This is a genomic window from Streptomyces filipinensis (assembly GCF_014649495.1).
Taxonomy (GTDB): domain Bacteria; phylum Actinomycetota; class Actinomycetes; order Streptomycetales; family Streptomycetaceae; genus Streptomyces; species Streptomyces filipinensis.
The window spans coordinates 278,964-301,260 of record NZ_BMTD01000005.1 but is presented as its reverse complement, the minus strand read 5'-3'; the positions used below and the strand labels follow the sequence as shown (position 1 = coordinate 301,260).

At 71.1% G+C, this 22,297-nt stretch carries 16 protein-coding genes and 1 pseudogene; 13 read left to right on the top strand and 4 right to left on the bottom strand.

Features of this window, described 5'->3' with window-relative positions:
- Window positions 1-199: 199 nt before the first annotated feature.
- From IE244_RS14655 to IE244_RS14645, 3 genes are all read left to right on the top strand, one after another.
- On the top strand, window positions 200-1,195 hold the full coding sequence (locus tag IE244_RS14655; protein WP_191873952.1) for a DUF8017 domain-containing protein: 996 nt from the start codon (window positions 200-202) through the stop codon (window positions 1,193-1,195).
- A gap of 198 nt (window positions 1,196-1,393) precedes the next feature.
- The gene (locus tag IE244_RS14650; protein WP_229854106.1) at window positions 1,394-5,083 is read left to right on the top strand and encodes an nSTAND1 domain-containing NTPase; all 3,690 of its coding nucleotides are present in this window, start codon (window positions 1,394-1,396) and stop codon (window positions 5,081-5,083) included.
- Between the two features lie 312 nt (window positions 5,084-5,395).
- Entirely contained in the window at window positions 5,396-5,779 is a 384-nt protein-coding gene (locus IE244_RS14645; RefSeq protein WP_191873951.1) for a hypothetical protein, read from the top strand.
- A gap of 142 nt (window positions 5,780-5,921) precedes the next feature.
- On the opposite strand, the gene IE244_RS14640 is transcribed toward IE244_RS14645, so the two are convergent.
- Entirely contained in the window at window positions 5,922-6,383 is a 462-nt protein-coding gene (locus IE244_RS14640) for a MarR family winged helix-turn-helix transcriptional regulator (protein ID WP_191873950.1), read from the bottom strand.
- A 327-nt stretch (window positions 6,384-6,710) separates the two neighbouring features.
- Window positions 6,711-7,181 carry a hypothetical protein gene (locus tag IE244_RS14635; RefSeq protein ID WP_191873949.1) on the bottom strand — a complete coding sequence of 157 codons (471 nt, stop codon included), beginning with the start codon at window positions 7,179-7,181 and terminating at the stop codon, window positions 6,711-6,713.
- Between the two features lie 131 nt (window positions 7,182-7,312).
- Between IE244_RS14635 and IE244_RS14630 the strand changes: the two genes are divergently transcribed.
- Window positions 7,313-7,828, top strand: coding sequence for an AMIN-like domain-containing (lipo)protein (locus IE244_RS14630; protein WP_191873948.1), 516 nt, complete (start codon window positions 7,313-7,315; stop codon window positions 7,826-7,828).
- Window positions 7,829-7,930: 102 nt separating this feature from the next.
- Here IE244_RS14630 and IE244_RS14625 read toward each other — a convergent pair whose 3' ends face one another.
- Window positions 7,931-9,217 carry a PAS domain-containing protein gene (locus IE244_RS14625; protein WP_191873947.1) on the bottom strand — a complete coding sequence of 429 codons (1,287 nt, stop codon included), beginning with the start codon at window positions 9,215-9,217 and terminating at the stop codon, window positions 7,931-7,933.
- A gap of 326 nt (window positions 9,218-9,543) precedes the next feature.
- On the opposite strand from IE244_RS14625, the gene IE244_RS14620 reads away from it, so the two are divergent.
- The 3 genes from IE244_RS14620 to IE244_RS14610 are packed head-to-tail and all read left to right on the top strand — an operon-like array spanning window position 9,544 to window position 14,290.
- Window positions 9,544-10,917, top strand: a complete 1,374-nt coding sequence (locus tag IE244_RS14620; RefSeq protein WP_191873946.1) for an ATP-grasp domain-containing protein — start codon at window positions 9,544-9,546, stop codon at window positions 10,915-10,917.
- The gene (locus IE244_RS14615; RefSeq protein ID WP_191873945.1) at window positions 10,914-12,923 is read left to right on the top strand and encodes a PEP/pyruvate-binding domain-containing protein; all 2,010 of its coding nucleotides are present in this window, start codon (window positions 10,914-10,916) and stop codon (window positions 12,921-12,923) included. The genes IE244_RS14620 and IE244_RS14615 overlap by 4 nt, the downstream gene beginning before the upstream one ends.
- Before the next feature lie 44 nt (window positions 12,924-12,967).
- Window positions 12,968-14,290, top strand: a complete 1,323-nt coding sequence (locus IE244_RS14610) for an MFS transporter (protein ID WP_229854105.1) — start codon at window positions 12,968-12,970, stop codon at window positions 14,288-14,290.
- 81 nt (window positions 14,291-14,371) lie between these two features.
- Here the strand turns inward: IE244_RS14610 and IE244_RS14605 are convergent, their stop codons facing one another.
- A complete protein-coding gene (locus tag IE244_RS14605; RefSeq protein ID WP_191873944.1) occupies window positions 14,372-16,015 on the bottom strand; it encodes a M4 family metallopeptidase in 1,644 nt (547 codons plus the stop codon).
- Between the two features lie 1,010 nt (window positions 16,016-17,025).
- On the opposite strand from IE244_RS14605, the pseudogene IE244_RS14600 reads away from it, so the two are divergent.
- From IE244_RS14600 to IE244_RS14575, 6 genes and pseudogenes are all read left to right on the top strand, one after another.
- Window positions 17,026-18,243: pseudogene (locus IE244_RS14600) on the top strand (AMP-binding protein); the annotation flags it as partial.
- Between the two features lie 198 nt (window positions 18,244-18,441).
- A complete protein-coding gene (locus tag IE244_RS14595; protein WP_191874077.1) occupies window positions 18,442-19,086 on the top strand; it encodes a CatB-related O-acetyltransferase in 645 nt (214 codons plus the stop codon).
- A gap of 516 nt (window positions 19,087-19,602) precedes the next feature.
- Window positions 19,603-20,400, top strand: coding sequence for a snapalysin (snpA, locus tag IE244_RS14590; RefSeq protein WP_191873943.1), 798 nt, complete (start codon window positions 19,603-19,605; stop codon window positions 20,398-20,400).
- Between the two features lie 159 nt (window positions 20,401-20,559).
- The gene (locus IE244_RS14585) at window positions 20,560-21,267 is read left to right on the top strand and encodes a hypothetical protein (RefSeq protein WP_191873942.1); all 708 of its coding nucleotides are present in this window, start codon (window positions 20,560-20,562) and stop codon (window positions 21,265-21,267) included.
- Window positions 21,268-21,351: 84 nt separating this feature from the next.
- Entirely contained in the window at window positions 21,352-21,873 is a 522-nt protein-coding gene (locus tag IE244_RS14580) for a DUF3592 domain-containing protein (RefSeq protein WP_191873941.1), read from the top strand.
- A gap of 176 nt (window positions 21,874-22,049) precedes the next feature.
- Window positions 22,050-22,286 (top strand): chaplin, encoded by a 237-nt coding sequence (locus tag IE244_RS14575; RefSeq protein WP_191873940.1) that lies wholly within the window; start codon window positions 22,050-22,052, stop codon window positions 22,284-22,286.
- Window positions 22,287-22,297 lie beyond the last annotated feature (11 nt).

The window sequence follows — 22,297 nt, the reverse complement described above, 5'->3', positions numbered from 1 at the left end:
CCGCTGAGCTCGACGGGGACAACATCCGAATCCGCGCCCCTGCAGGGCGACACGGCCTTCTGGTAAGCCCAGTGCGCGAAGATCGAGCGAGCCGCCGGAGCAGCGGTCTCGGGCGGGTGACGTCGCCATGAGGCGCGGTGGGCCAGCACCGGCGAGCCCGGAGTTTGCTGTCTGAAAGGGTGCCGTATCGTAGCGGCCCATGTGGCCAGGAGAGCAGTCGTCGGGGAGCGGGCGGAATCCGCAGCAGCCCCCGGTCGGACACCAGTCGAACCCGTACCAGCAGCCTGCGCAGCCGAACCCCTACCAGCAGCCTGGCCCCGGCCCGTTCCAGCCGAACTCCTACGGGCCGCCTCAGCCCTGGCAGTTGCCCACCCAGCCCAGCGGCCAGGCACCCGTGCCGCCGCCGACGGGCGGCCGCCGGAACCGGGGCGGACTCGTCGCCGTCATCACCGCGGCAGCCGTCGTGCTCGCGGCCGGCGTCACCGGATTCCTCGTGCTCGGAGGGAACAAGCAGGACGGTCCCGGCCCGAAGCCGACCGACACCGCGTCGCCCTCGCAGAGTTCCGCCAACCCCAGGGGAGACGGCACCCGGACCGCGACGATCAAGGGCTGGCAGGTCGTGACGAATCCGACCCAGGGAATCGCCTTCGACATCCCGCCCCGATGGGAGATCCAGTCGGCCGACTGGGTCACCTACGTCTCCAAGGACGGCGATCCGGACGACAAGCCGCTCATCGCGATACGCAACGTCGCGATGCTCCAGAAGAAGTGGTGCTCCTCGGACGACAACCGGGACGGCACGCCGGCGGACACCCCCCTGGCCCAGGTGGGCACGAGGGGCAACAACGGTTACCGCAGCACCCGCGAGATAGCCGGTTCCGACCCCAAGACCTGGGTTTACGGGGGGTACACCCAGCCGGACAAGTCGAAGGCGAAGGCCGGGGCCGTCGAGGCGTTCACCACCAACTCGGGCCTCAAGGGCACTCTTGGCACCGCGTGGTCCGCGGGTGTGAAGAAGTCGAAGAAGTGCACCACGGACGGCAAGGCATGGACCTTCGCCTTCAAGAACAGTGCGGGGGATCTCGTCTCCTGGTCGTTCTTCGGCGCCAAGAACGTGCCCGCCGAGGTCCCGGACGCGACCGTACGGAGGATCGCCGGCACGGTACGGCTCTACAAGGCGCCGTCTGACTCCTGAGGCAACGTGGCGGGCGCGTCAGGCCTCCCGCCGAAGCCGAACAGGCGCTTCACCTGGAGCACGGTGCCCCAAGGTGCGCGCCGCGGGCCGAACAATGGCCGGGCACGCCCTACTTGAGCGGTGGAGACGCTGCGTAGCGTGGCTGGTCCGGAAGCGGCTCAGCGGGGTGAAACTGTGGCGGGACGTCGTGAAGTGCCGGTGGATCCCGGAGCGGGCCCGGTGCAGCGGTTCGCGTTCGAGTTGCGCAAACTGCGGGCGGAGGCGGGCGGGATCACCTACCGCGTGCTGGCGCAGCGGGCCGGGTACGGGCCCACGACGCTGTCGCAGGCAGCGGCCGGCGACCGGTTGCCCACCCTGTCCGTGACGTTGGCCTACGTGCGGGCCTGCGGGGGCGACCCGGCGGAGTGGGAGGCCCGCTGGCGGCAGGCCGTGGACGAGGTTGCCGCCCTGGGTCCCAGGGACGGCGACGAGCGTGGGGAGCCTCCGTACAAGGGGTTGGCACGGTTCGAGGCGGGCGACGGCGGTCTGTTCTTCGGCCGCGACCAGCTCACCACCGAGCTGCTGGAACTGCTGCGTCGACGGCGGTTCGCGGCGGTGTTCGGCCCGTCCGGCAGTGGTAAGTCCTCCCTCCTGCGCGCCGGCCTCATCCCCGCCCTCCAGCACACCCAGGACCCCGGCCTGCGCCTGGCCGCGATCCGCATTCTCGCTCCCGGCGACCGTCCGGCCCACACCCACGCCCGCGTGTGCGAGCCCGGCGACACCTCGGCCGGCGCCGGCACCGCGGCGGCGGACACGCTCATCGTGGTCGACCAGTTCGAGGAGGTCTTCACCCTCTGCCAGGACTCCGGAGAGCGTGCCCGTTTCATCGACATGTTGCTGGCCGCCCGTCGGCCCGAGAACCGGCTGCGGGTCCTCATCGCCGTGCGCGCCGACTTCTACGGCCGCTGCGCCGAGCACCGCGACCTCGCCGACGCCCTGCGCGACGCCCACCTGCTCGCCGGTCCCATGAGCCCCGCCGAGTTGCGTGAGGTCGTCGTCGGACCCGCTGCCGCCGCCGGCCTGACCGTGGAACGGGCTCTGACCGCCCGGCTGGTCCAGGAGGTGGCCGACGCCCCGGGTGGCCTGCCCCTGTTGTCGCACGTGCTGCTGGAGACCTGGCGCCGCCGCCGTGGCAAGGCACTCACCATGGGGGGATACGAGGCTGCGGGTCGCCTCGCCGGCGCCATCGCCAAGACCGCCGAGGACGTCTACCGCCGGTTCACCGAGGAGCAGTCCGGCGCGGCACGCCGCGTCATGTTGCGCCTGGTCGCCCCGGGCGATGGCACACCCGACACCCGCAGGCCCGCCGAGCGGCGAGAACTGCAGAACATCGGGGGACCCACGACCGCTCAGGTCCTGGAGGCCCTCACCCGCGCGCGACTGCTCACCCAGGACGACGACACCGTGGACCTGGCCCACGAGGCCCTGCTGACCGCCTGGCCACGGCTGCGCGGCTGGATCGAAGCCGACCGCGAACGCCTGCGCACCCACCGGAAGCTGACCGAAGCCGCCCGGGCCTGGGAGGATTTGAGCCGCGACCCGGGTGCTCTGTATCGCGGCAGCCGCCTGACCACCGCCCACGAGCACTTCGGTCAACAGCACCGCGGGGACTTGACCGAACTGGAACACGCCTTCCTCACCACCAGCCTGCAGGCGCGCGAGCACGAGGAACACGCCGCCGCGCGGACCACCCGACGTCTGCGCACCCTCACCGCGTCCCTGTCCGTCCTGCTGGTCCTGGCAGTCGTCGCCGGGCTGGTCGCGTGGCAGCAGAGCCGGATGAGCGACCGGCAGAGGCACGACGCGGATACCGCACGGCAGGTGGCCCTCTCGCGTCAGCTCGCCGCACAATCCGCCGGTCTCGTCGGCACAGACTCCGACCTCGCTTCCCTGCTGGCCATCCGCGCCTACCGGACCAGCCCCACGCCCGCAGCCCTCGAAAGCCTCTACGCCGCCGCCGCGGTTCCCCTGCGGTACCGGCTTCCGGCCCGGCACGGGGCTGTGACCTCGGTGGCGTTCAGCCCGGACGGGCGCACACTCGCCACCAGTGTCGAGGGCCGCGACGGCGCGGTGCGGCTGTGGGACACCGGGACCGGACGTCTGGAAAGGAGTCTGACCGGGCACCCCGCGTGGGTGTGGGCCATGACCTTCAGCCCGGACGGACGGACCCTCGCCACCGCCGCGCTCGACCACGGGGTCCAGTTGTGGAGTCCGGCCACCGGCCGCCTCCGCACCGGCCTGCCCGGCCCCAGAGACGCCTTCTCCCTGGCCTTCAGTCCTGACGGCCACACCCTTGCCACCGCCGGCGACGACCGTGGGGTGGAGCTGTGGGACACGGCATCGGCTCACCTGCGCAGGACCCTTGGTCCACCGACCAGCGAGATGCTGTCGGTGGCGTACAGCCCGGACGGGCGCACCCTCGCCACCGGCGGAAAGGGCCACGAGCTGAAGCTGTGGGACCCGGTCTCCGGCCGTCTCCGAAGGAGCCTGCCGGCGCAGCCGTCGGGGGTGTCTTCCGTGGCGTTCAGCCCCGACGGGCGCACCCTCGCCACCGCTGGTCCCGACCGCACGGTCCGCTTGTGGGATCCGGCCGACGGCCGCCTCCGCACCGGTCTGCCCGGACCTGCCGATGACACGGCTCCCCTGGCGTTCAGCCCCGACGGGCGCACCCTCGCCACCACCGGTCCCGACCACACGGTACGACTGTGGGACACCGCCACCGGCACCACACGGACAACGCTCACAGGTCACACGGACACCGTGCTCGCAGTGGCTTTCGGCCCGGACGGGCACACCCTCGCCACCGCAGGCCGCGATCAGAGCGTGCGCCTGTGGGACACGGCGGACGGCCCGAACCGTGCCGTCCTTCCCGGGCCCCCGGGGCAGACACCCTGCGTGGCGTTCGGTCCGGACGGACAGACCCTGGCCGCCGCCGGCCCGGGCCATGGGGTGGACCTGTGGAACACGGGCGACAGACGCCGTCGCAGGACGCTGACGAACGGCCTGAAGGACGTGACGTGGGTGGTGTTCAGCCCCGACGGACGCACCCTCGCCACCCTCGGCCGCGACCGAGGAGTAGGGCTCTGGAACGCGGCAGCCGGACGTCTGCGCAGGAGGCTGTCCGGCGACACCGGTGACGTGTTCCGGATGGCGTTCAGCCCGGACGGCCGCACCCTGGCCACCCGTGGCGTGGAGAGGGGGGTGGAGCTGTGGGATGCCGGCACCGGGCGCCTCCGCACCACGCTGCCCGAATTCGTCGACGGCACCGGCTCGTTGGCCTTCAGCCCCGACGGGCGGAGCCTGGCCACGGGCGGCGACAACGGTCCGGTGCGCCTGTGGGACACGGCCACCGGCCGCCTGCGCACCCATCTGCCCGGCCACGCCGACAGCGTGGAGTCGTTGGCCTTCAGCCCCGACGGACGCACCCTCGCCGTCGCCGGCGACGACGGCACGGTACGGCTGTGGGACACGAAGACCAGACGTGTGCGCACAAGCCTGCCCGGCCGCGCCGCCCCCGGCTTCGCGATCGTGTTCAGCCCGGACGGACGGACCCTGGTCACCGCCGGCAGCTCCGCCAGCACCGTACGGCTGTGGGACGCCGCCACCGGAAACCCGCTCGCCACACTCGCCGGGCACACCGGCACCGTCCTGTCGGTGGCGTTCAGCCCGGACGGGCGCACCCTCGCCACCGCCGGCGGCGACCGGACCGTACGGCTGTGGAACGTCCTCCTCCCCACCCCCGCCGCGGCCATCGGCAAGCTCTGCCGAGCCCTCGGCCGCGACCTCACCCCGCAGGAACGCTCGACGTATCTGCCGGACCAGCCGCCCCATCCCACGTGCCCGGCGTGAGCCGGAACCCGGTGAACGACCACTCCCCGGCGCACTCGCGGCCGCGCACGCGTACGCCGAAGGGCACGGGACGCCGTGCGCGCGGCTCCGGAAGAACCGCCTCCGGCCATTGATTGCTCGCCGGGACGCACTGCCGAACAATGCGCCGATCCGCTGGGATCAGTCGTACGAACCCACGGCACGCGTCCCGGGAGTGAACGGCGGACGCCTGCGGGGCTCGGTGGAGGCACAGGTGCGGTCGGACGTCATGGGCCCGCTGGTCCGCACCGGTCGCTTCCGCTCTCGTCGAGCAGACACCGAAGGGAACTTCACATGCTGAACCCCGCCCGCCGGACGCCGGTACGGCGCCTTCTCGTGACCGCAGGGGCGCTCGCCGCCGTGGCGCTGTCCACGGCCCCGTCGGACGCCGCGCAGCCTGCGTTGCGGTCCGCGCCGGCCGACTGCCCCAAGTACTACTTCTGCGGCTACAAGGAGGCCAACTTCCAGGTGCTCGGATTCAAGTACAAGGACTGCAAGAGGCACGAGATCCCCGACGGCATGGGCAGCGGCGGCTCCTGGTACAACAACCAGAGCCGGTACACCGTGACGGAGATGTTCGACAAGGGCAAGTACCGGATCTTCACCACCGACGGCGCCCCCTCTTCGGACCCCCACGGACGCTGGAAGCCGGTCTGGTACGTCCAGAACATCTGCTGAACGCACATCTGGCGAACCCGTCGGGACCCGGCCGAGACACCGGCACCGGTCACCAGCCGGAGGGTCCCGGTTGACTCTCACGGCTGCTCCTGCGCGGGGGGCAGGAGCAGCCGGCCCCACCGAAGCGGACGCCCGTCCTCCTCTACGGCAGGCCGGCGCGCTTCGCCATCACGTGCAGCGCCTCGGCCAGCGCCTTCCGTTGCTTCTCCGTCAGCCCGGCCATGAGCTCCTCGTCCAGGGTCCGCGCCATGGACGTGCAGCGGTCGAGCAGGCGCTGCCCCTCCTCGGTGAGTGTCAGTACCTGCCGTCGACGGTCCCGCGGATCCCGGACCCGCTGAACCGCGCCGAGATCCTCCAGGTGGTCGGCCAGCGACACCATCAGACTCGGCGCGACCCCCATGCGCGCGGCCAGTTCCTGCTGGGACGCCACGGCAGCACGGCCGAGCGCGGCCATCAGGCCGACGTGCTTGGGTTTGAGGCCCAGCCCCTCGATCTCCCGTGTGAACCGGTCGGTGACCACCGTGCCGAGAGTGCCCAGCCTGAACACCACGGTCGAGGTCAGGCCCGAGGCATCGCCGGCCGTCGCACCCATAGCTTCGTTCATGCCGAGAATGGTAGCCTCCCCCAAACCATTCAGGACCAGAATGATTCATGGGGAGGTACAACTCGCCTACGGAGCCCGGGCGATCCCCCTCGCCGCCGTCACCCTCGCCCTGTTCGCCATGGGCGACCAGCAACGGCGAGAGGTGACCTCCGCCGATCAACATGGGTTTCCCGACTCGCGTACGGTGCGCCGAAGTTCGGCCGTGTGGACGCCGGGCGGGCGCTCACGGGCCAGTGCCCGGGCGTCGGCGAGGGCGGCGCCGAGTGGCGCACGACGGTGACCCGGCCACCGTCGGGCCACTTTCCGTCGATATGGCACCCTGCGGGCTCAAAGAGACAGATCCTGGCCCTGCCGCCCCTCGACAGTCGGGCGCCGGCGCCATGGGCCGCGGGCAGCGTCACCGCCGGACGTCAGGGCGCGACGCAGCGGAAAGGCCGTGAGCAGCACGAAGATGCCGAAGAGGGTGATCGGCAGCAGCCCGACCGGCCGCAGGTATGCCGCGGGATGCGCCAGCACGGCTCTCCATTCGGTGTCCCAGTTGCCGACCAGGTCCGCGAGCATGACCGGGGCAGCGAGCAGCGGTCCACCCGGGCGGGCCCGAACGATCGACAGGGCGACCAGCGGATCCAGCAGCAGGAGCGCGTGGAAGAGCAGTTGGATGAGCAGGGGCGCGTAACTGTAGGCGTGCAGCCCGCCGGCCGCCAGAGAGTACGCGTGCCAGCCTGTCCCTTCGAGGAACCCGATCACGTACGCCGCCGCCACGCATCGGACCCACACCGGACGATCCCCCCATCCCATGAGGGTCACCATATAGCGATCCGGCCCCCGGTGGCGCCTGCTGGAACGGACGGCGATGCAACCATACGGCTCGGCCAGGTGTCCCCCATGGTGAAAGTACTGTCCCCTTCACAGAAAGATCGGGGGGCGACATGCAACACCACTCCCGCCGTGCGGTCGTCGCCGCCGGCCTCCTTCTCACCGCCGCCTGTGCCACGGTTCCCGCCTCGGCCGCCACCCGGACCGGGGGCACCGGGCAGGCCCCGGCGACCTCGCTCGTCGTCGACGCCCGGTGGGGCGGGCACTGCACCTTCGACCGGCTCGTCATCGACGTCCGCGGCGCCCTGCCCTCCGTCACCGTGAGCCCCGTCAGGGAACTGCGCTACGACCCCTCCGGGAAGGCGGTCCCCCTTCCCGGCGAGCACTTCCTGCAGATCAGGCTCTCTCCGGCCGCCGCGCACAACACGGCGGGATTGCCGGTCTATCAAGGACCCCGGCTGGCGAAGATCCGGCTTCCCCAGCTCAGGGGCCTCGCCCTGACCGGTGACTTCGAGGGCGTGGTCGGCTTCGGGGCCGCCTTCCACGCCAAGCCCGTCTACCACGCCTTCAGGCTCCACTCCCCCGAGCGTTTCGTCCTGGACGTCCGGCACGCCAACCGTTGTCCCTGATCCCAGCGTCGGTCGTGGTCGCGTTCGAGGTACGCCGGGAGTGCGACCACACCGCCGTCCGGTGTGCTCGTCCACGGGCCCGCACGCGTCCCGGCCGGTCCTTCAGACCGGGCTCGACGGGTTCACGGCCGTCGAGGACCGGGGCGGCCAGGTGCCTGATGAGAGGATGCCGAGCACATAGGCCCGGGCGACCAGCGCCGGACGGGTCGCGGCGTCGAGGAGAACGCGCAGCCTGCTGAGGTGGTAGTCCAGGGTCTGCCGTGAGAGGTGCAGCGTCGCCGCGATGTCCGCGTTGCTGTGCCCGGCCGCCAGCAGGGCGAGGATACGCACCTGGGCCGCCGTGAGGTCCGGTCGGTGCTGGTGGCGCAGGCCGAGGTGGGTGCCGACGACCCACACGCCGGACACACCGCGGGTCCTGCCGCACACGGTGCTCAGATGGAGACGGACCCGGCGCTGCCAGCCCTCCTGATCGACGAGTACCGCACAGGTGCGCGCACTCCGGCGCCGGCCGCTGATCAGGTCGTCCCAGATCCGGTGCAGGGCGCTCCGTTCGGGGTTCTGCGCGAGCAGGGTGTCGGCCGGCAGGCCTATCAGGTCCGGGAGGCGGACGCGCAGGACGTCGGCGACCGCGGTACCGGCCTCGCTCACCCGTCCGTCCGGGGTCAGCCGCAGGCAGAGCAGTCCGCTGTGGTCGCGCAGGGCCTGTAAGTCGGCCTCGGCCTGGTGCCGTTGGTCCAGCACCCGGGTGTAGTCGGTGACGTCGACGTAGATGCCCGCGACGCAGCGTGCCGCGCCCCAGCGGACGGGAAAGCGGTAGCCCGCCGCGTGCCCGGGGCACCCGTCGACGCGCCGGTAGGTGAGGCTGTGCCGTACGGGCCTGTCACGGGTGAGGACCTCCTGGTCCAGGGCGAGGAACCGGGTGATGTCACCGGCTTCGTCGACTTCGGCGAGGTGGCGGCCGATCACGGCGTCGCGTGTGGTGCCGTACAGGTGGGCATAGGCGTGGTTGGCCCATACGTAGCGGCCTGTGGCGTCGCGCACGAACGCCGCGGCCGGGGCCAGGTCGGCGAACGTGGCGTAAGGGTCGTCGTCCGGCCGGTCGTCCACCTCGATCGCCACTCCTCTGCTGCCGTGCCGGCCCGGTCCGTCCCCGACGTCGGGCCAGTGCACATCGAAGGTCCGGCCTTCGAAGCACGTGCGGTAGGGGCCGTAGCCGGGCGGTCCGGACAGGCCGCCGCCGTCCGCGAGGAGGGCTTCGAGGAAGCGGCGGGTGGTGCGCTGGTCGTCGAACGCGGCACCCCCGCTGTCGACCACGCTCATGCCGCTGTCGGCTTCCCACCAGGACACCGCGAGGGGCGCGAGCAATGCCTTGAAATCAGCCTCGTCCACGGTCCAACTCCTTCAACCCTGCACCAACATCACTTTGGGTGATACCTCATGCGTATCCCGTAGCGGATGGGGCATGCGAGGGGGCAGCCGCTGCGGCTGCCGCGTCGGCGGGCTAGCGCACGGCCGGGGCTGCCCATGGCATCAACGGGCGTGGACAGTAAGGCATTTGCCTGAGTGGTTCGCGGATCTCGGCGTCCTGGAGCCGGGACGGTGCTGGTTCGCTTGAGGGAGACGGCGTGACGGTGGTCGAGGTACTGACGCAGCCGCGGACCACGGACGGGCAGCGACCCCGGCCCGTCCGATGACATCAGAGGAGTTGGAGTTCCGTGAGCAAGGTGCTGTACGTGCATGCCAAGGGCGGGCCCCCGGTGGGTCATGCCCTGACGCGGGTGGCCGCGAGGTCCGCGGTGCACCTACTGGCCCTCAGCGAACTGCCCGCCCCCGTGGCTCATGACGCGGCGAGGCTGTGCGCATCGGTCGTCGCCGCCGTCGACGCACCCGGTGGCGACCTGGTCGAGCTCATCACCACCCGAGCCCGGGAGGTGGGGGCGGATGCCGTCCTGACCTTTTCGGAGTACGCGGTGGTCGCGGTCGCCGAGGCGTCGCGGCGGCTCGGCCTGAAGGGCGCAGGGCCTGCCGCCGCCCTCGCCCGGGACAAACGCCTGATGCGGGCCGCGTGGGAGCGTCGCGGCATACCGCAGCCGCGGTTCCGCTCCGTCACCAGCGCCGCCGAACTGGAGCAGGCGACCATCGAGTTGTCATGCCCACTCCTTTTGAAGGCGGCCTGGAGCGCCGGCTCGACCGCGCACCAGATCATCGAGCGGCCCGGGGACGCCCTGGACGCCTGGCAGCGGTCGCGCGCGGTGATGGCCGAGTCCGCGCTGCTCGGATTCGCGGAACTGCACGTCCCCGGCGCCTCGGAGGACTTCATCGTCGAGGAGATCGTCAGCGGTTGCGCCGAGGAGTGGTTCGACGGCCCCGGCTGGGGTGACTACGTCAGCGTCGAGGGTGCGGTCGTCGACGGCGTTTTCCGCCCGGTCTGCCTGAGCGGGCGGATGCCGACCGTGGCGCCCTTCACCGAGCGCGCCGGCATCACCCCCGCCGCCGTGCAGAGCGAGGCCCAGCGCACCATCGTGGACCTCGCCCGGCGCGCCGTGGACGCCCTGGGCCTGGAGAACTGCGGCACCCACACGGAGATCAAGCTGGGCGGGGAAGGCCGTATGTGGGTCATCGAGACGGCCGCGCGGTTCGGCGGGGCGATGACGGTGCCGCAGATCGAGGAGGTCTTCGGCCTGGACCTGGCCGGTATGTTCACCGACCAGCTGCTCGGCGGCTCACCCGGCTGGCCCGCACGGGCGTTGACGCCCGAGGACGCGACCGGCGCGGCCGGATCGCTGGTGGTCCTCGCCGTGCAGGCCGACGGCAGCCCCTGGCCCCGCCGCCATCGATGGGACTCCTCGGCGGTCGTCCGTTCGGCGCCGGTCGGCGCCGGCAGCACGCTGTCCGTCGTCCGCGAGAGCTCCCTGCCGGACGGATGCCCCGTGCCGGTCTACGACCCCGCCGCCGGGGCCAACACCATGGCGGGACTGTGCCTGTTGTCGGCGGACCGGCCGCAGTCCGTCGTCCGTGACTTCACCGCCCTGGTCGACGCGCTGCCGCGCATCCTGCCGACGGACGTCACCGAGGGGGCCCGGCCATGACACACGCACCGCGCGCAGCCGGGGTCCCCGACGTGGCGGGCGATCGTACCGTGGTCGGCGGCAACCTGTCGCTGCCGTTGTTCCGCGCGCTGTCCGGCGTGCTCGCCGGGCACCCGTACCTGAAGGTCGTGGTGGACAGGGCCGAGGACAGCTGGCACCTGCTCGACACCCGGGTACACCCCTTCCACGTCGACTACATCGCCACGCGCATCCTCGGTATGAGGCCGGACGAACTCGACAAGGATCTCGACGCGTTCAACGCCTCCGTGTACATGGCGCCTGACCGCCGCTTCCTGCTCGGGGTGCTGTCCCTGCACAGCGACGAGGACACCGACGGCTCCGAGCGGCCCTTCCTGGTCCTGGAGACGACCGAGGCGGACACCATGCACGCCGCACTGCTGGAGGAGTTCTACCACTACGTCCGCACAAGGGTGGACGGGCGCCTCCCGCTGCTGCTGAAACCGGCGAACCACGGTCAGGAGCACGAACTCGCCTCGGTCAGCGAGGCACGCGTACCGCGCATCCTCAGCCAGGAGCTGTTCGGCAACCGGATCCGGACCTGCCTCAATCCGGGCGTCGCCGAAGGCCGGCTGCGCTACTTCCGCAGTCCGGAGGAGTACCGCGCCGCCGCACAGCCCGGCTGGGCGGACATCGTCGCGATGTCCTGCCTGCCCGATGACATACCCCGGGTGGCCGGGTTCATCAACACGGCGCCCACCACGCCGCTTTCGCACACCAACGTCCTGGCCTCGGGCTGGGGCATCCCGAACGCCATCGTCCGTGACCTGGACGCTCTGGTGCGGCGAGAAGGACTGGACGGCGCCTGGGTGCGCTACCGGGTGTGCGAGGACGCCGTCACCCTGGAGAGGCTGTCCAGCGCCCCGGTGCTGGAAAGGCCGGTCTGGCACCAGCAGCGCATCCGCATCGACGCGCCCCTGCTCGACGAGGCGCCGGTCATGGCGCTGCACCGGCTGCGGCGCTCCGACCGCGACAGTTACGGCACCAAGGCCGCCAACCTCGGCGAACTGCACCACGTCCTGGACAGCCGCACGGCGGACCTGACCGCGTTCTACGCGCGTCCGCGGCCGCCGCGGCCCGATCTGCTCACCCACCTGGCCTTACGGCTGGGGGAGCCGGGAGCACCCGTGGAACGGCTGCAGGCCGCGGCGGCCGAACGCGTGGCGGGCACCGTCCGGGCGCCCGAGGGGGTGGCACTCCCGTTCCGCCTGCACCATCTCTTCCTGACCTCGTCGGCCGCGCTCCAGCAGGGCATCGGAAAGCTGAAGATGGCGCTTGAGCTGGAGGCGCTCGACGTGATCGACTCGCTGTGTCTGGACCTGCAGCGACTGATGCACAGCACACCGATCCCCGACGAGGTGGCCCGGGCCGTCACCGGCGCGGTGCCGGGTCTGCTGGCCGACGGGCGTCGTCTCGTGGTGCGCTCGTCCTCCAACGCCGAGGACCTGCCGGGATTCTCGGCGGCCGGGATCTACGACTCGGTGACGACGGTGCGCGGCGAGGAGCAGTTGATGGACGCCGTGCGGCAGGTGTGGGCATCACTGCTGTCCCCGCGCAGCGTGCGTCTGCGGCACGAGGCCGGCATCGTGCTGGACGACACCTACATGGGCGTGATCATCCAGGAGTATGTGCCGGCCGGCCTCGGAGGTGTGCTGGTCACCTGCAATCCGACCCGGCGCGAGGACTTCCGCAACGTGTACCTCAACTGCACGACCGGTTCGCCCGAGCGGGTGGTCGACGGCAGGGTCCTGCCCCACCAGTACCTGTACAACACGGTCGAGGGCGGCGGGCGCACGGTGGACGTCGGCTCGGCGGGTGAGGACCTCCCGGCGGACACGCGCACGTCGCTGGGGGAACTGGCGCTGGCCGGGCGCCTGTTGCAGTCCCACTTCAGTGCGGGCGACCCCGACGACGCCCTGGACATCGAGTGGCTCATGACCGCTGAGGGGGCGTTCCATCTGGTCCAGATCCGCCCCTACGCCCGGTGAGGCGCGCCGTGTCCTCGCTGTGGCCCCGTTCTCCGGATCCGCGGATGACCCCGGCCGCCCGCCGCATCATCCGCCTGAACAACGGGTTCCAGCTGCTGTTCAACCTGTTGTGGTGGATGCCCGTGTTCTACGCCTACCAGCGTGCCGCGGGCTTGTCGGACGGCCAGATCTTCGGCATCCAGAGCATCTACTACGTCGCCTTCTGCCTGTTCGAGGTGCCGACGGGGGTCGTCGCCGACCGCGTCGGTGCCCGCAACTGCCTGCGCGCGGGTGCGGTGGTCATGACGGCGGCGAACATGGTGCCGGTGCTGACCCCCTCGTACACCGGCTTCCTCGTGCACTTCCTCGCGATCGCCGCGGGTCGCTCCCTGACGTCGGGCGCGGCGAGCGCCTGCCTGTACGACGGGCTGCGGGCCGAAGGAGCGGACGCCCACTACCTCAGGGCGGAGGGGACGGCACGTGCCCTCGGGCTCGCCGCCAAGGTCGTCTGCTGGCCGCTCGTCGGACCGCTGATGTCCGTGGCTCCGCAGTCCCCGTACGTGCTCAGCGCGGCGAGCGCGGCCGGCTCTCTCGGCTGCGCACTCGCCCTGCCCCGGATCGCCGCTGCTGGTACGGGCGACGGGCGGGGCGCTCCCCGACGGCGGGGCGGAGCCCTGCTGCGTGACATGCGGGCCGCCCTGCGCGCCCTTCGGTCGTCACCGTGGCTGGCCCTGCTCATGGTGCAGGGCGTGGCGGTCTTCACGCTGTCGCGGATCTGCCAGGTCAACCTGTTCCAGCCGGTGCTCCTCCAGCACGGCATCGCGGAGAGCACCCACGGCGGTGTCCTCGCGGCGATGACGGTCGCCGAGGCGGTGGCCTCCGCCCGGCCCCAGTGGCTGAGCCCGCGCCTGTCGCCCGCGGCCTGGGTGTCCCTGCTGAGCGTCCTGCTCGCCGCCGCACTCGCGGGCACCACCGTCGGCGGCCCCTGGGCCGTGGTCGGGCTGTTGTGCGCGTTCGCCGCGATCACCGGGTTCGGCTATCCCGTGCAGCGCAAGCTCATCAACGACGCCATCCCGAAGGGGGCGCCGCGTGCCACGCTGCTGTCGGTCGAAAGCATCGTGGACCGTGGTGTGTGTGCGGTGGCCGCCATCGCCGCGGGCGCGTATCTGGCGGCGGGCCGGCTCGACACACTGCTGTGGCAGTCCGCCGCCGTCACCTGCGTGCTGATACCGGTGCTTCATCTGGTCCTGCACCGCATGAGCCCGCTGTCCCCCGCGCGGGGGACAGGTGGAGAAGGTGCCGGCGTGGTCTCCGCCGCAGCGGGCACACGGCCGGCGGAGGAGCCCGTCGCACTGCCCGTCGACGAGGGCGTGGCGCCGCACCCCTGATCCGGGGGGGTGTCCCGCTCCGGCACGGCTCGGGACGGCAGCCGGGATGAGTCCCGGCTGCCGCCCCTGGCCTGCGGTGGGTCAGCTCACGTTGACCGCGGACCAGGCCGCCTCGACCGCCTTGTACTCGGTGCTGGAGGCGCCGTAGAGGTCGGACGCCGCCTTGAGGGTGCCCGTGCGGGCGCCCTTGTAGTCGGTCGTCGAGGTGAAGTACGTGGTCAGCGCCTTGTACCAGATCTGCAGCGCCTTGTCCCTGCCGATACCGGTGACTTTGGAGCCGTCCTTGGTGGGCGAGTCGTAGCTCACGCCGTTGATCGTCTTCGCGCCGCTGCCCTCCGACAGCAGGTAGAAGAAGTGGTTGGCGACGCCGGACGAGTAGTGCACGTCCAGGCCGCCCACACTGGAGGACCAGTAGTCGGCGGAGCCGCCGTCCTTGCTGGGCTTGTCCATGTAGCGCAGCGGCTTGCCGTCGCCGTTGATGTTGATCTTCTCGCCGATGAGGTAGTCACCGACATCGGTGGAGTTGTTGGCGTAGAACTCCACGCCGGTGCCGAAGATGTCGGAGGTCGCCTCGTTCAGGCCGCCGGACTCACCGGAGTACTCCAGGCCCGCGGTGTTGGCGGTGACGCCGTGACTCATCTCGTGCCCGGCGACATCGAGCGCGGTCAGCGGGTCGGCATTGCCCTCACCGTCGCCGTAGGTCATGCAGAAGCAGCTGTCGTCCCAGAACGCGTTCACGTACGAGTTGCCGTAGTGGACCCGCGAGTAGGCGCCGACACCGTCGTTCTTGATGCCGCTGCGGCCGAAGGTCTTCTTGTAGAAGTCCCAGGTCTCCTGCGCGCCGTAGGCGGCGTCGGCGGCGGCGGTCGCCGCGTTCGAGACCTTTCCGTCGCCCCAGGTGTCGCTGGACTGCGAGAACAGCGTGCCGGTACCGGAGGTCGCGTGGTCGAGGTTGTAGGTCTTGTGGCCACCACGCGAGGCGTCGGTCAGGGAGTACGACGACCCGGACTGCGCCGTCGTCAGGTCCACCTTGCCGCTGTACTGGGTGTTGCCGACGCCGGTCTCGATGCCCTGGTACTGGAAGAGCTTCTTGCCGGTGGCCGCGTCGGTGATGACGTGCAGCTGGTTCGGGGTGCCGTCGTCCTGCAGACCGCCGACGACCGTCTCGTAGGCGAGCACGGGCTTGCCGCTCACGGCCCATATGATCTTGCGCGGAGCCTGGTCCGCGGCTGTCTTCGCCGAACCCGCCGTCTTGGCCAGGCCCAGAGCCTGCTTCTCGGCCTGGGCGGCGGCGAACCGCGGCTTGAGCGAGGCCACCTTGATGGCCGCCTTGGTCGCTCTGGTCACACCCTCGGTCTTGCCGGACTTGGCGGTGTGGACGACGAGGTCGCCGCCGAGCACCGGCAGGCCCGCGTAGGTGCGCTCGTAGCGGGTGTGGACGGTGCCGTCGGCGTCCTTGACGACGTCCTTGACGACCAGCTTCTCCTTGGCCCCCAGGCCTATCTGCTGGGCGGTCGCCGCGGCGCCGGCCTGCGCCTTCTGGATCAGGGAGGTGCGGGCGGCGGCCGACAGCGTGACCGGAGCCGCGGTCAGGCGGGAGGCGCCGTCGGCGGGCTGGGCGGTGGCCGTGGTGGTGAGCGTGGTGCTCATGAGTGCCGCGGCTGCGGCGACGGCAGTGGCCGCGGCCAGTGCGGTACGCCGGTGATGTGTGTAACGGGAGGTCACACAAGCTCCTTTGTGGGGGGAATGTCCGGCCGGTATGGGGCCGACCGGGACAGTTGTGGACGTTGTCTTGCTCGTGCGGCAGTGGGAGAGAGACTGCCATGAATGACATGCTCATGTCATCCGGTTCAAGGTGGTGTTGATGACAAACCGCCAATCCGCGAACGAGGACCGAGGCCGCGCACATACCGTGCCGCGGCATGGGAGAACTCCCCTCGGCGGTCGGCCTGGCAGGACACGATGTGTCACTCACGGACCGCCCGTTCCCACGCACGGAACGGCACGGCTGAAGGACTGGGCGGCGACACACACCCTCTCGGGCGGGCAGCCGGCGCAGGTGTCGAGCGGGAACGACATGGCCGACTTCTCACCGTCGGCACCGCACCGACCCGCGGAGCAGGTTTCGGCACCGGAGCGCCACACCTCACGGAGAGACCATGTGCTCCATGGCGGCCTCGGTGACATCGGGACGGTGGTGTCGTCGTGGACCGGAGTCGCGGGAGTCGCCGCTCCTCGCATGCGGCGTTCCCACGGCGAGGACGGCCGGCTCAGCGCGGGCGGCCGCCCTCACAGGGGGGCGCGGGGGGCTCACCCGGGAAAGGAGCGGCACCTGCCCTGATCGGGAGCAGAGCGGTGGCGGGCAGCCCGAAAGCGGCACTGTGCATGAAGTCTCCATGGAACGTGGGGGGTTGGAGATACACCTACGAGAAAACCCCAGCCCCGGCAGCATCCGCTACGCGCGTGGACCAGATACGACAACTCCCCCACCCCGCCTTCACCAGCAGAGCACACACTGAGTGAGGCAGACCGGACCGTACTCGTGGACCGGGCATGAGGACTGGGCGCCCTGCACGCGTTCCCCCTGGTCAGCGGCGCTCGTTGGACGTTCCGCCGAGGGCGTCCCGCGTGCCTGGTCGGGAAGGCACATTGCACCCGGAGAAGTTGACAGCTGGGATGGCCCAGGTCAGGGCGGCGAGGTTGCTCCCGGGCACCGGAAAAGGGGAAGGAAACAGATGGTCTCCATGCTCGACGGCTGCACGCCCTGGCCCGAGGAGTTCGTCGACCGCTACCGGGCGGTCGGGCACTGGCGCGGCTTCACGCTGGACGACCTGCTGCGCGGCTGGGCCCTGCAGTACGGACCGCGGACCGCGCTCGTGCACGCCGATACCCGGATCACGTACGCGAACCTGAACCGGCGCGTGGACCGCATGGCCGCCGGATTCCGGTTGCGCGGTCTTCGGCCCGGGCAACGGGTCGTCGTCCAGCTGCCGAACGTTCCCGAGTTCGTCATCACCGCGTTCGCGCTGATGCGCGCCGGTGCGGTCCCCGTGTTCTGCCCGGTCTCACTCCGCGCGCCCGAGGTGTCCCACGTCGCGCGGGTCACCGAGGCCGCCGGCTACGTCGGTCCGTCGACGTACCAGGGCTTCGACCACACGGCGATGGCCGCGGACATCGCGGCCCAGGGGCCCTTCCTGCGGCGGGTGTTCACCCTGGAGACGGCCACCTCGTTCCCGTGCGGCGGTCTGAGGACCGACCCGTCGGGCTGCCACTACTTCCCGCTGAGCTCCATCGACGCCCCGGCCGAACGGCCCCTCGCGCAGAGCGCCGGCCAGGTGGCCTTCCTCCTGCTCTCCGGCCGCTCGACCACCGCCCCCAGGCTCGTTCCGCGCACCCACGACGACTACGCCTACCAGGCGCGGGCAGCCGCCGAACTGGTGTCACTGACCGAGAGCGACGTGTATCTCGCCGCACTGCCCGCCGCGTTCAACTTCGCCTTCGGCTGCCCCGGCATCGTCGGCACCCTCTCCGTCGGCGGCACCGTCGTCCTGGTCGAGAACCCGGAACCCGCCGAGTGCCTTCCCGTCATCGACCGGGAGCGGGTCACCGTCACGTCGCTGGAACCCGCGGTCACCCAGTCGTGGCTGGACGTACTGCCCACGCTCCAGGCCGACTTGGACGGTCTGCGTCTCCTCCAGGTCGGTGGTGCGCCCTTGCACCGGGCGACCGCCGAACGCATCGGCCCGGAACTGGGCTGTCGCCTGCAGCAGCTCTTCGGCATGGCTGAGGGACTGCTCACGCTCACCCGGCCCGACGACCCGGACGAGACCGTGCTGACCACGCGGGGCCGCCCGCTCTCGCCCGACGACGAGATCCGCGTGGCCGACGCCGACGGCAAGGACGTGCCCGACGGGGAATCCGGCGCACTCCTCACCCGGGGCCCGTACACCCTGCGGGGCTACTACCGGGCGCCCGACCACAACGCACGCGCCTTCACCCCCGACGGCTACTTGCGCACCGGCGCCGTCGCGCGTCGCACCCCGGACGGCAACCTGGTCGTGACCGGCCGGTGCAAAATCGGTACCCGGGCGGGCTCATCGTCGCGATCATGGAGCGGTCACAGTGCCGCGACCACCGAGGAGCCCCTCGTCATGCCCGTGCCCGCCGATCCGACGGTCCTCCACCCGATGCCCGAGCAGCCGCGGGTGGTGCTGCTCAAGCCGCTGGTGAAGTCCCCGCTGATCGAGGTCGGAGAGTACTCCTACTACGACGACCCGGACGACGCGACCGCGTTCGAGACACGCAACGTGCTCTACCACTACGGGCCGGAGAGGCTGGTCATCGGCAAGTTCTGCGCGCTGGGCACGGGGGTGCGGTTCATCATGAACGGTGCCAACCACCGCATGGACGGGCCCTCGACCTTCCCCTTCCCCACCATGGGCGGCTCCTGGGCCGAACATTTCGACCTGCTCACCGGCCTGCCCGACCGAGGTGACACCGTCGTCGGCAACGACGTCTGGTTCGGCCACGGCACCACGATCATGCCCGGAGTACGGATCGGACACGGAGCGATCATCGGCACCGGCGCCGTCGTCACCGGCGACGTACCCGACTACGGCATCGTCGGCGGCAACCCCGCCCGGCTCATCCGCACCCGCTACGACGACCGGGACATCGCCCGGTTGCTGGCGGTGGCCTGGTGGGACTGGCCCGCGGAGCACATCACGGAGCACGTACGGACCATCATGTCGGGCAGTGTCGCCGACCTGGAAGCCGCCGCCCCGCACACCCCGTGACCCGGAGGCCTGCTTGCCAGGCCCGCCCCTCGGCGGGGACGGCCTGCCGCTGGCCACCTCCTCCGCCGCGCGGCCCTCGGCGGCACGCCGGAAAACGGAAGCTCGGGTTCTATGGCGTCGGTCACAGCGCTTCGCCCATAGAGGGGCACGCTTAGTAGAGGCGATATGGCAGACATTCAAGCATTTGTCCGTCTTGGTCTGGATGTGGCTCCCGCCGCGCGTCCTGGGATTCCCCCGGTCGGCCCGCACACGCCCGTCGCCCCATGATGTAAGGCTTCTGACGCCGCGCCAGCTTTCCCTCTCGCCCCCTCCGTGCGGACCGGAGGCCCGTACACAGCCCTGGCGAGGTTCCGGGACCTACGAGGCGATGTAGTGGCGGGGACCCGTTGCGCTCCCTGTCGAGCCGTTCTAAGAATGACGACCCACAGGACGTCGCCGCAGTTCGGAACCGGTGTTCACACAGAGTCGACCGCACACCGGGGGCTCGGCGTCACCGAGTGAGTAGGAGCCCCCCACATGAAGTCGTCCCGAACGTCCGCGAGACTCCTCGCCCTCGCTCTCGGCCTGGGTCTGGCCTCCAGCGCGCTGGGCGCGGCGGTGCCCGCCAGCGCCCAGACGGCCGAGGCCCCTTCCGGTGCCACCGGTACCTCCGCGGCGCAGTACACCGGGTCGGTCGAGGAGGCCGCGAACAACAAGGCGTTCCTCGAGGCCGTACTCAAGTCCGTCGCCGAGAAGCGCGCCGCCCAGCCGAACGCGCGGGCGGTGACTCTCCACTACAACGCCTCCCAGGCACCGAGCTTCCGTTCGCAGATAGCGAGCGCCGCCTCGATCTGGAACAGCTCGGAGTCCAACGTCAAGCTCCAGGAGACGTCAACGGGTAGTGCCGACTTCTCCTACCGCGAGGGCAACGACCCGCGCGGTTCCTACACCTCCGCCAACGGCCACGGAAGCGGCGTCGTCTTCCTCGACTACACCCAGAACCAGCAGTACGACTCGGTCCGCGTCGTGACCCACGAGACCGGGCACGTGCTGGGTCTGCCGGACGACTACGGCGGGCCGTGCAGTGAGCTGATGTCGGGCGGCAGCGCCGGCCCGTCCTGCACCAGCCGTTACCCGAACGCCACCGAGCGTTCGCGTGTCGACCAGCTGTGGGCCACCGGCCTCGCGCATGCCCCGGGCACGGCCCCCACCGGGCCGCCCGCCGGCGGTGTCGCCGGTGGGGGCGGGCAACCGGTCAGCGGCGGTGCCCAGGTCCCCGGCACGCCCGCGATCACCCCGCCGGCACCCGGACCCGTACTGATCCGTATTGGCTGATCCACGGCAAGCCGCCGCCTCCCCGACCGCGTCAGCCCGCGCCGAACGCCCCGCCCGGGGCTGTGGGCGACGCGGCTGAGGGTCTGGCGTCGCGCGGCGTCTCACGCGAAGCTGGGCGGACACATCGGTGTGCGGCGGTGCTGGTCCGGGGGAGGCGCTGTGCGAAGACCGTACGGGGTGTCGGCGGCAGCGGGCCTGCCGGTGGGGCTCGGGGGCGGCGCCCTGCTCATCCTGAGCCTGCGGAGCTACGAGGCCTGGGCGTACCCGCGCAGCGACAGCTGGGTGGTGTACGGCGCGCTGATCGGGGGCGCCCTGGTCGGCCTGGTGGCCTGGGCGGCGACCGGCACGGAGTTCAGCGGCGCGGGATGGGTCATGGGCCTTGCTTTCGTGCTGCACTGCTTCTGCGGAACCATCCTGGCCGAGCAGCAGGCGCTGCACGACCACGGCCGCGAAGCGACGGTCACCTTACGGACGGAGCACGCGCACCGCGACTACAACGACATCGGCGTGCAGACAGGGATCTCGTACACCTACGGCGTGGCCGTCCCGCCCGGTCTGCCGCACCGCCCGCTTGACACGGCGGGGTCCCGACTGGCGCCGGGGCAGCGTGTTCTGGCGACCGTCGACCTCAAGGGGCACGCGGACTGGCAGCTGGGCGGCCGCCCGAACGTCAGCCACTTCACGGCCTCGACGGTGCGGGGCTGCGAACTGCTGATCCTCGTGGCCGGCACCGCTCTGGGGGGCGTCGGTGGGGTCATGCTGCGGGAACACCTGCGCAGCCGCCCGCGGTCCGGCGGGCCGGATCGGCAGCGCACCGGCACCACCACACAGGACGTGACGGCGACCACCGACGGTGCCACGGACTGACCTGGGCCGCCCGGGACGGGAGCGCGGCGGCCCGGATGTCTGGGATAGCGTCCCTCTCACTCCGGAACAAGTGAGAGGGACGTCGTGCAAGTCGAGGTACGCGGGCAGCGTGGCCGCCGGTGGGTCGCCTTCGGGTTGATCGGGTTCGGGTCGCTGTTCTTGGTCATCGGGCTGATCCTCGCGGGGCTGTCGGTCTCGTTCCTGACGGATGCGAAGCGTGCCCGCGGCACGGTGGTCGCCCTGGAGTGGCGCACCGACCACCACAGCACGTCTCACGGGAGGCGGGTGAACGACAAGCCCATGGCCTACCCGGTCGTCAGGTTCACGTCGGCGGATGGCACACCGAGGACGTTCCGGGACCCCACGGGTTCCAGCCCACCGGCGTACGAGAAGGGTGAGCGGGTCGAGGTTCTCTACCGGGCGGACTCCCCCGAGGACGCGCGGATCAACGGGTTCGCCTCGCTGTGGCTGCTGCCGCTGATCTTCAGCGGGCTCGGACTGGGTGTCGCGGGGGTGGGGACGATCATCGCGGTGGTGACTCGGAAGCGTTCCCGGGCTGTGCATCCGACGCGGCCGATCTCCGCACCAGCCGTACCGCGAAGGTAGCGGCACGTCGAACGCCGGCCCGGGGCCACGGAGTGCCGGCCCGACGGGGGCTTCCGTCAACTGTCCACGGTTCCAACTGAACAGGTGGTTTCTCCCGCCACTCCCTGTATCGGCGTTTTTCCGCCGGGCGTATGGAGAGCTATCGGTCGATCGCCCTCCCTACGAAGGAGAACACCATGCGTGTACGCCCTGCTCTCGCCGCCGCCGCTCTCGCCGCCACCGCAGTCCTCGGTGGGGCAGGCGCCGCAGCCGCTGACGCCGGGACCCAAGGTGTTGCCTGGGGCTCTCCCGGGGTCCTGAGCGGAAACCTGATCCAGGCACCCGTACACGTGCCGGTCAACGCATGCGGCAACAGTGTCTCCGTCGTCGGGATCCTGAACCCCACGTTCGGCAACACCTGCGCGAACCTGTAGGCCCGCACGGC

Excerpts from the sequence above, each read along its gene's own strand:
- IE244_RS14635 (WP_191873949.1), bottom strand. The coding sequence starts at position 7,181 with ATGGGATGGGGGGATCGTCCGGTGTGGGTCCGATGCGTGGCGGCGGCG.
- IE244_RS14610 (WP_229854105.1), top strand. The coding sequence starts at position 12,968 with ATGACCCCGGCCGCCCGCCGCATCATCCGCCTGAACAACGGGTTCCAG.
- IE244_RS14640 (WP_191873950.1), bottom strand. The coding sequence starts at position 6,383 with ATGAACGAAGCTATGGGTGCGACGGCCGGCGATGCCTCGGGCCTGACC.
- IE244_RS14645 (WP_191873951.1), top strand. The coding sequence starts at position 5,396 with ATGCTGAACCCCGCCCGCCGGACGCCGGTACGGCGCCTTCTCGTGACC.
- IE244_RS14615 (WP_191873945.1), top strand. The coding sequence starts at position 10,914 with ATGACACACGCACCGCGCGCAGCCGGGGTCCCCGACGTGGCGGGCGAT.
- IE244_RS14595 (WP_191874077.1), top strand. The coding sequence starts at position 18,442 with ATGCCCGTGCCCGCCGATCCGACGGTCCTCCACCCGATGCCCGAGCAG.
- IE244_RS14655 (WP_191873952.1), top strand. The coding sequence starts at position 200 with ATGTGGCCAGGAGAGCAGTCGTCGGGGAGCGGGCGGAATCCGCAGCAG.
- snpA (WP_191873943.1), top strand. The coding sequence starts at position 19,603 with ATGAAGTCGTCCCGAACGTCCGCGAGACTCCTCGCCCTCGCTCTCGGC.
- IE244_RS14630 (WP_191873948.1), top strand. The coding sequence starts at position 7,313 with ATGCAACACCACTCCCGCCGTGCGGTCGTCGCCGCCGGCCTCCTTCTC.
- IE244_RS14575 (WP_191873940.1), top strand. The coding sequence starts at position 22,050 with ATGCGTGTACGCCCTGCTCTCGCCGCCGCCGCTCTCGCCGCCACCGCA.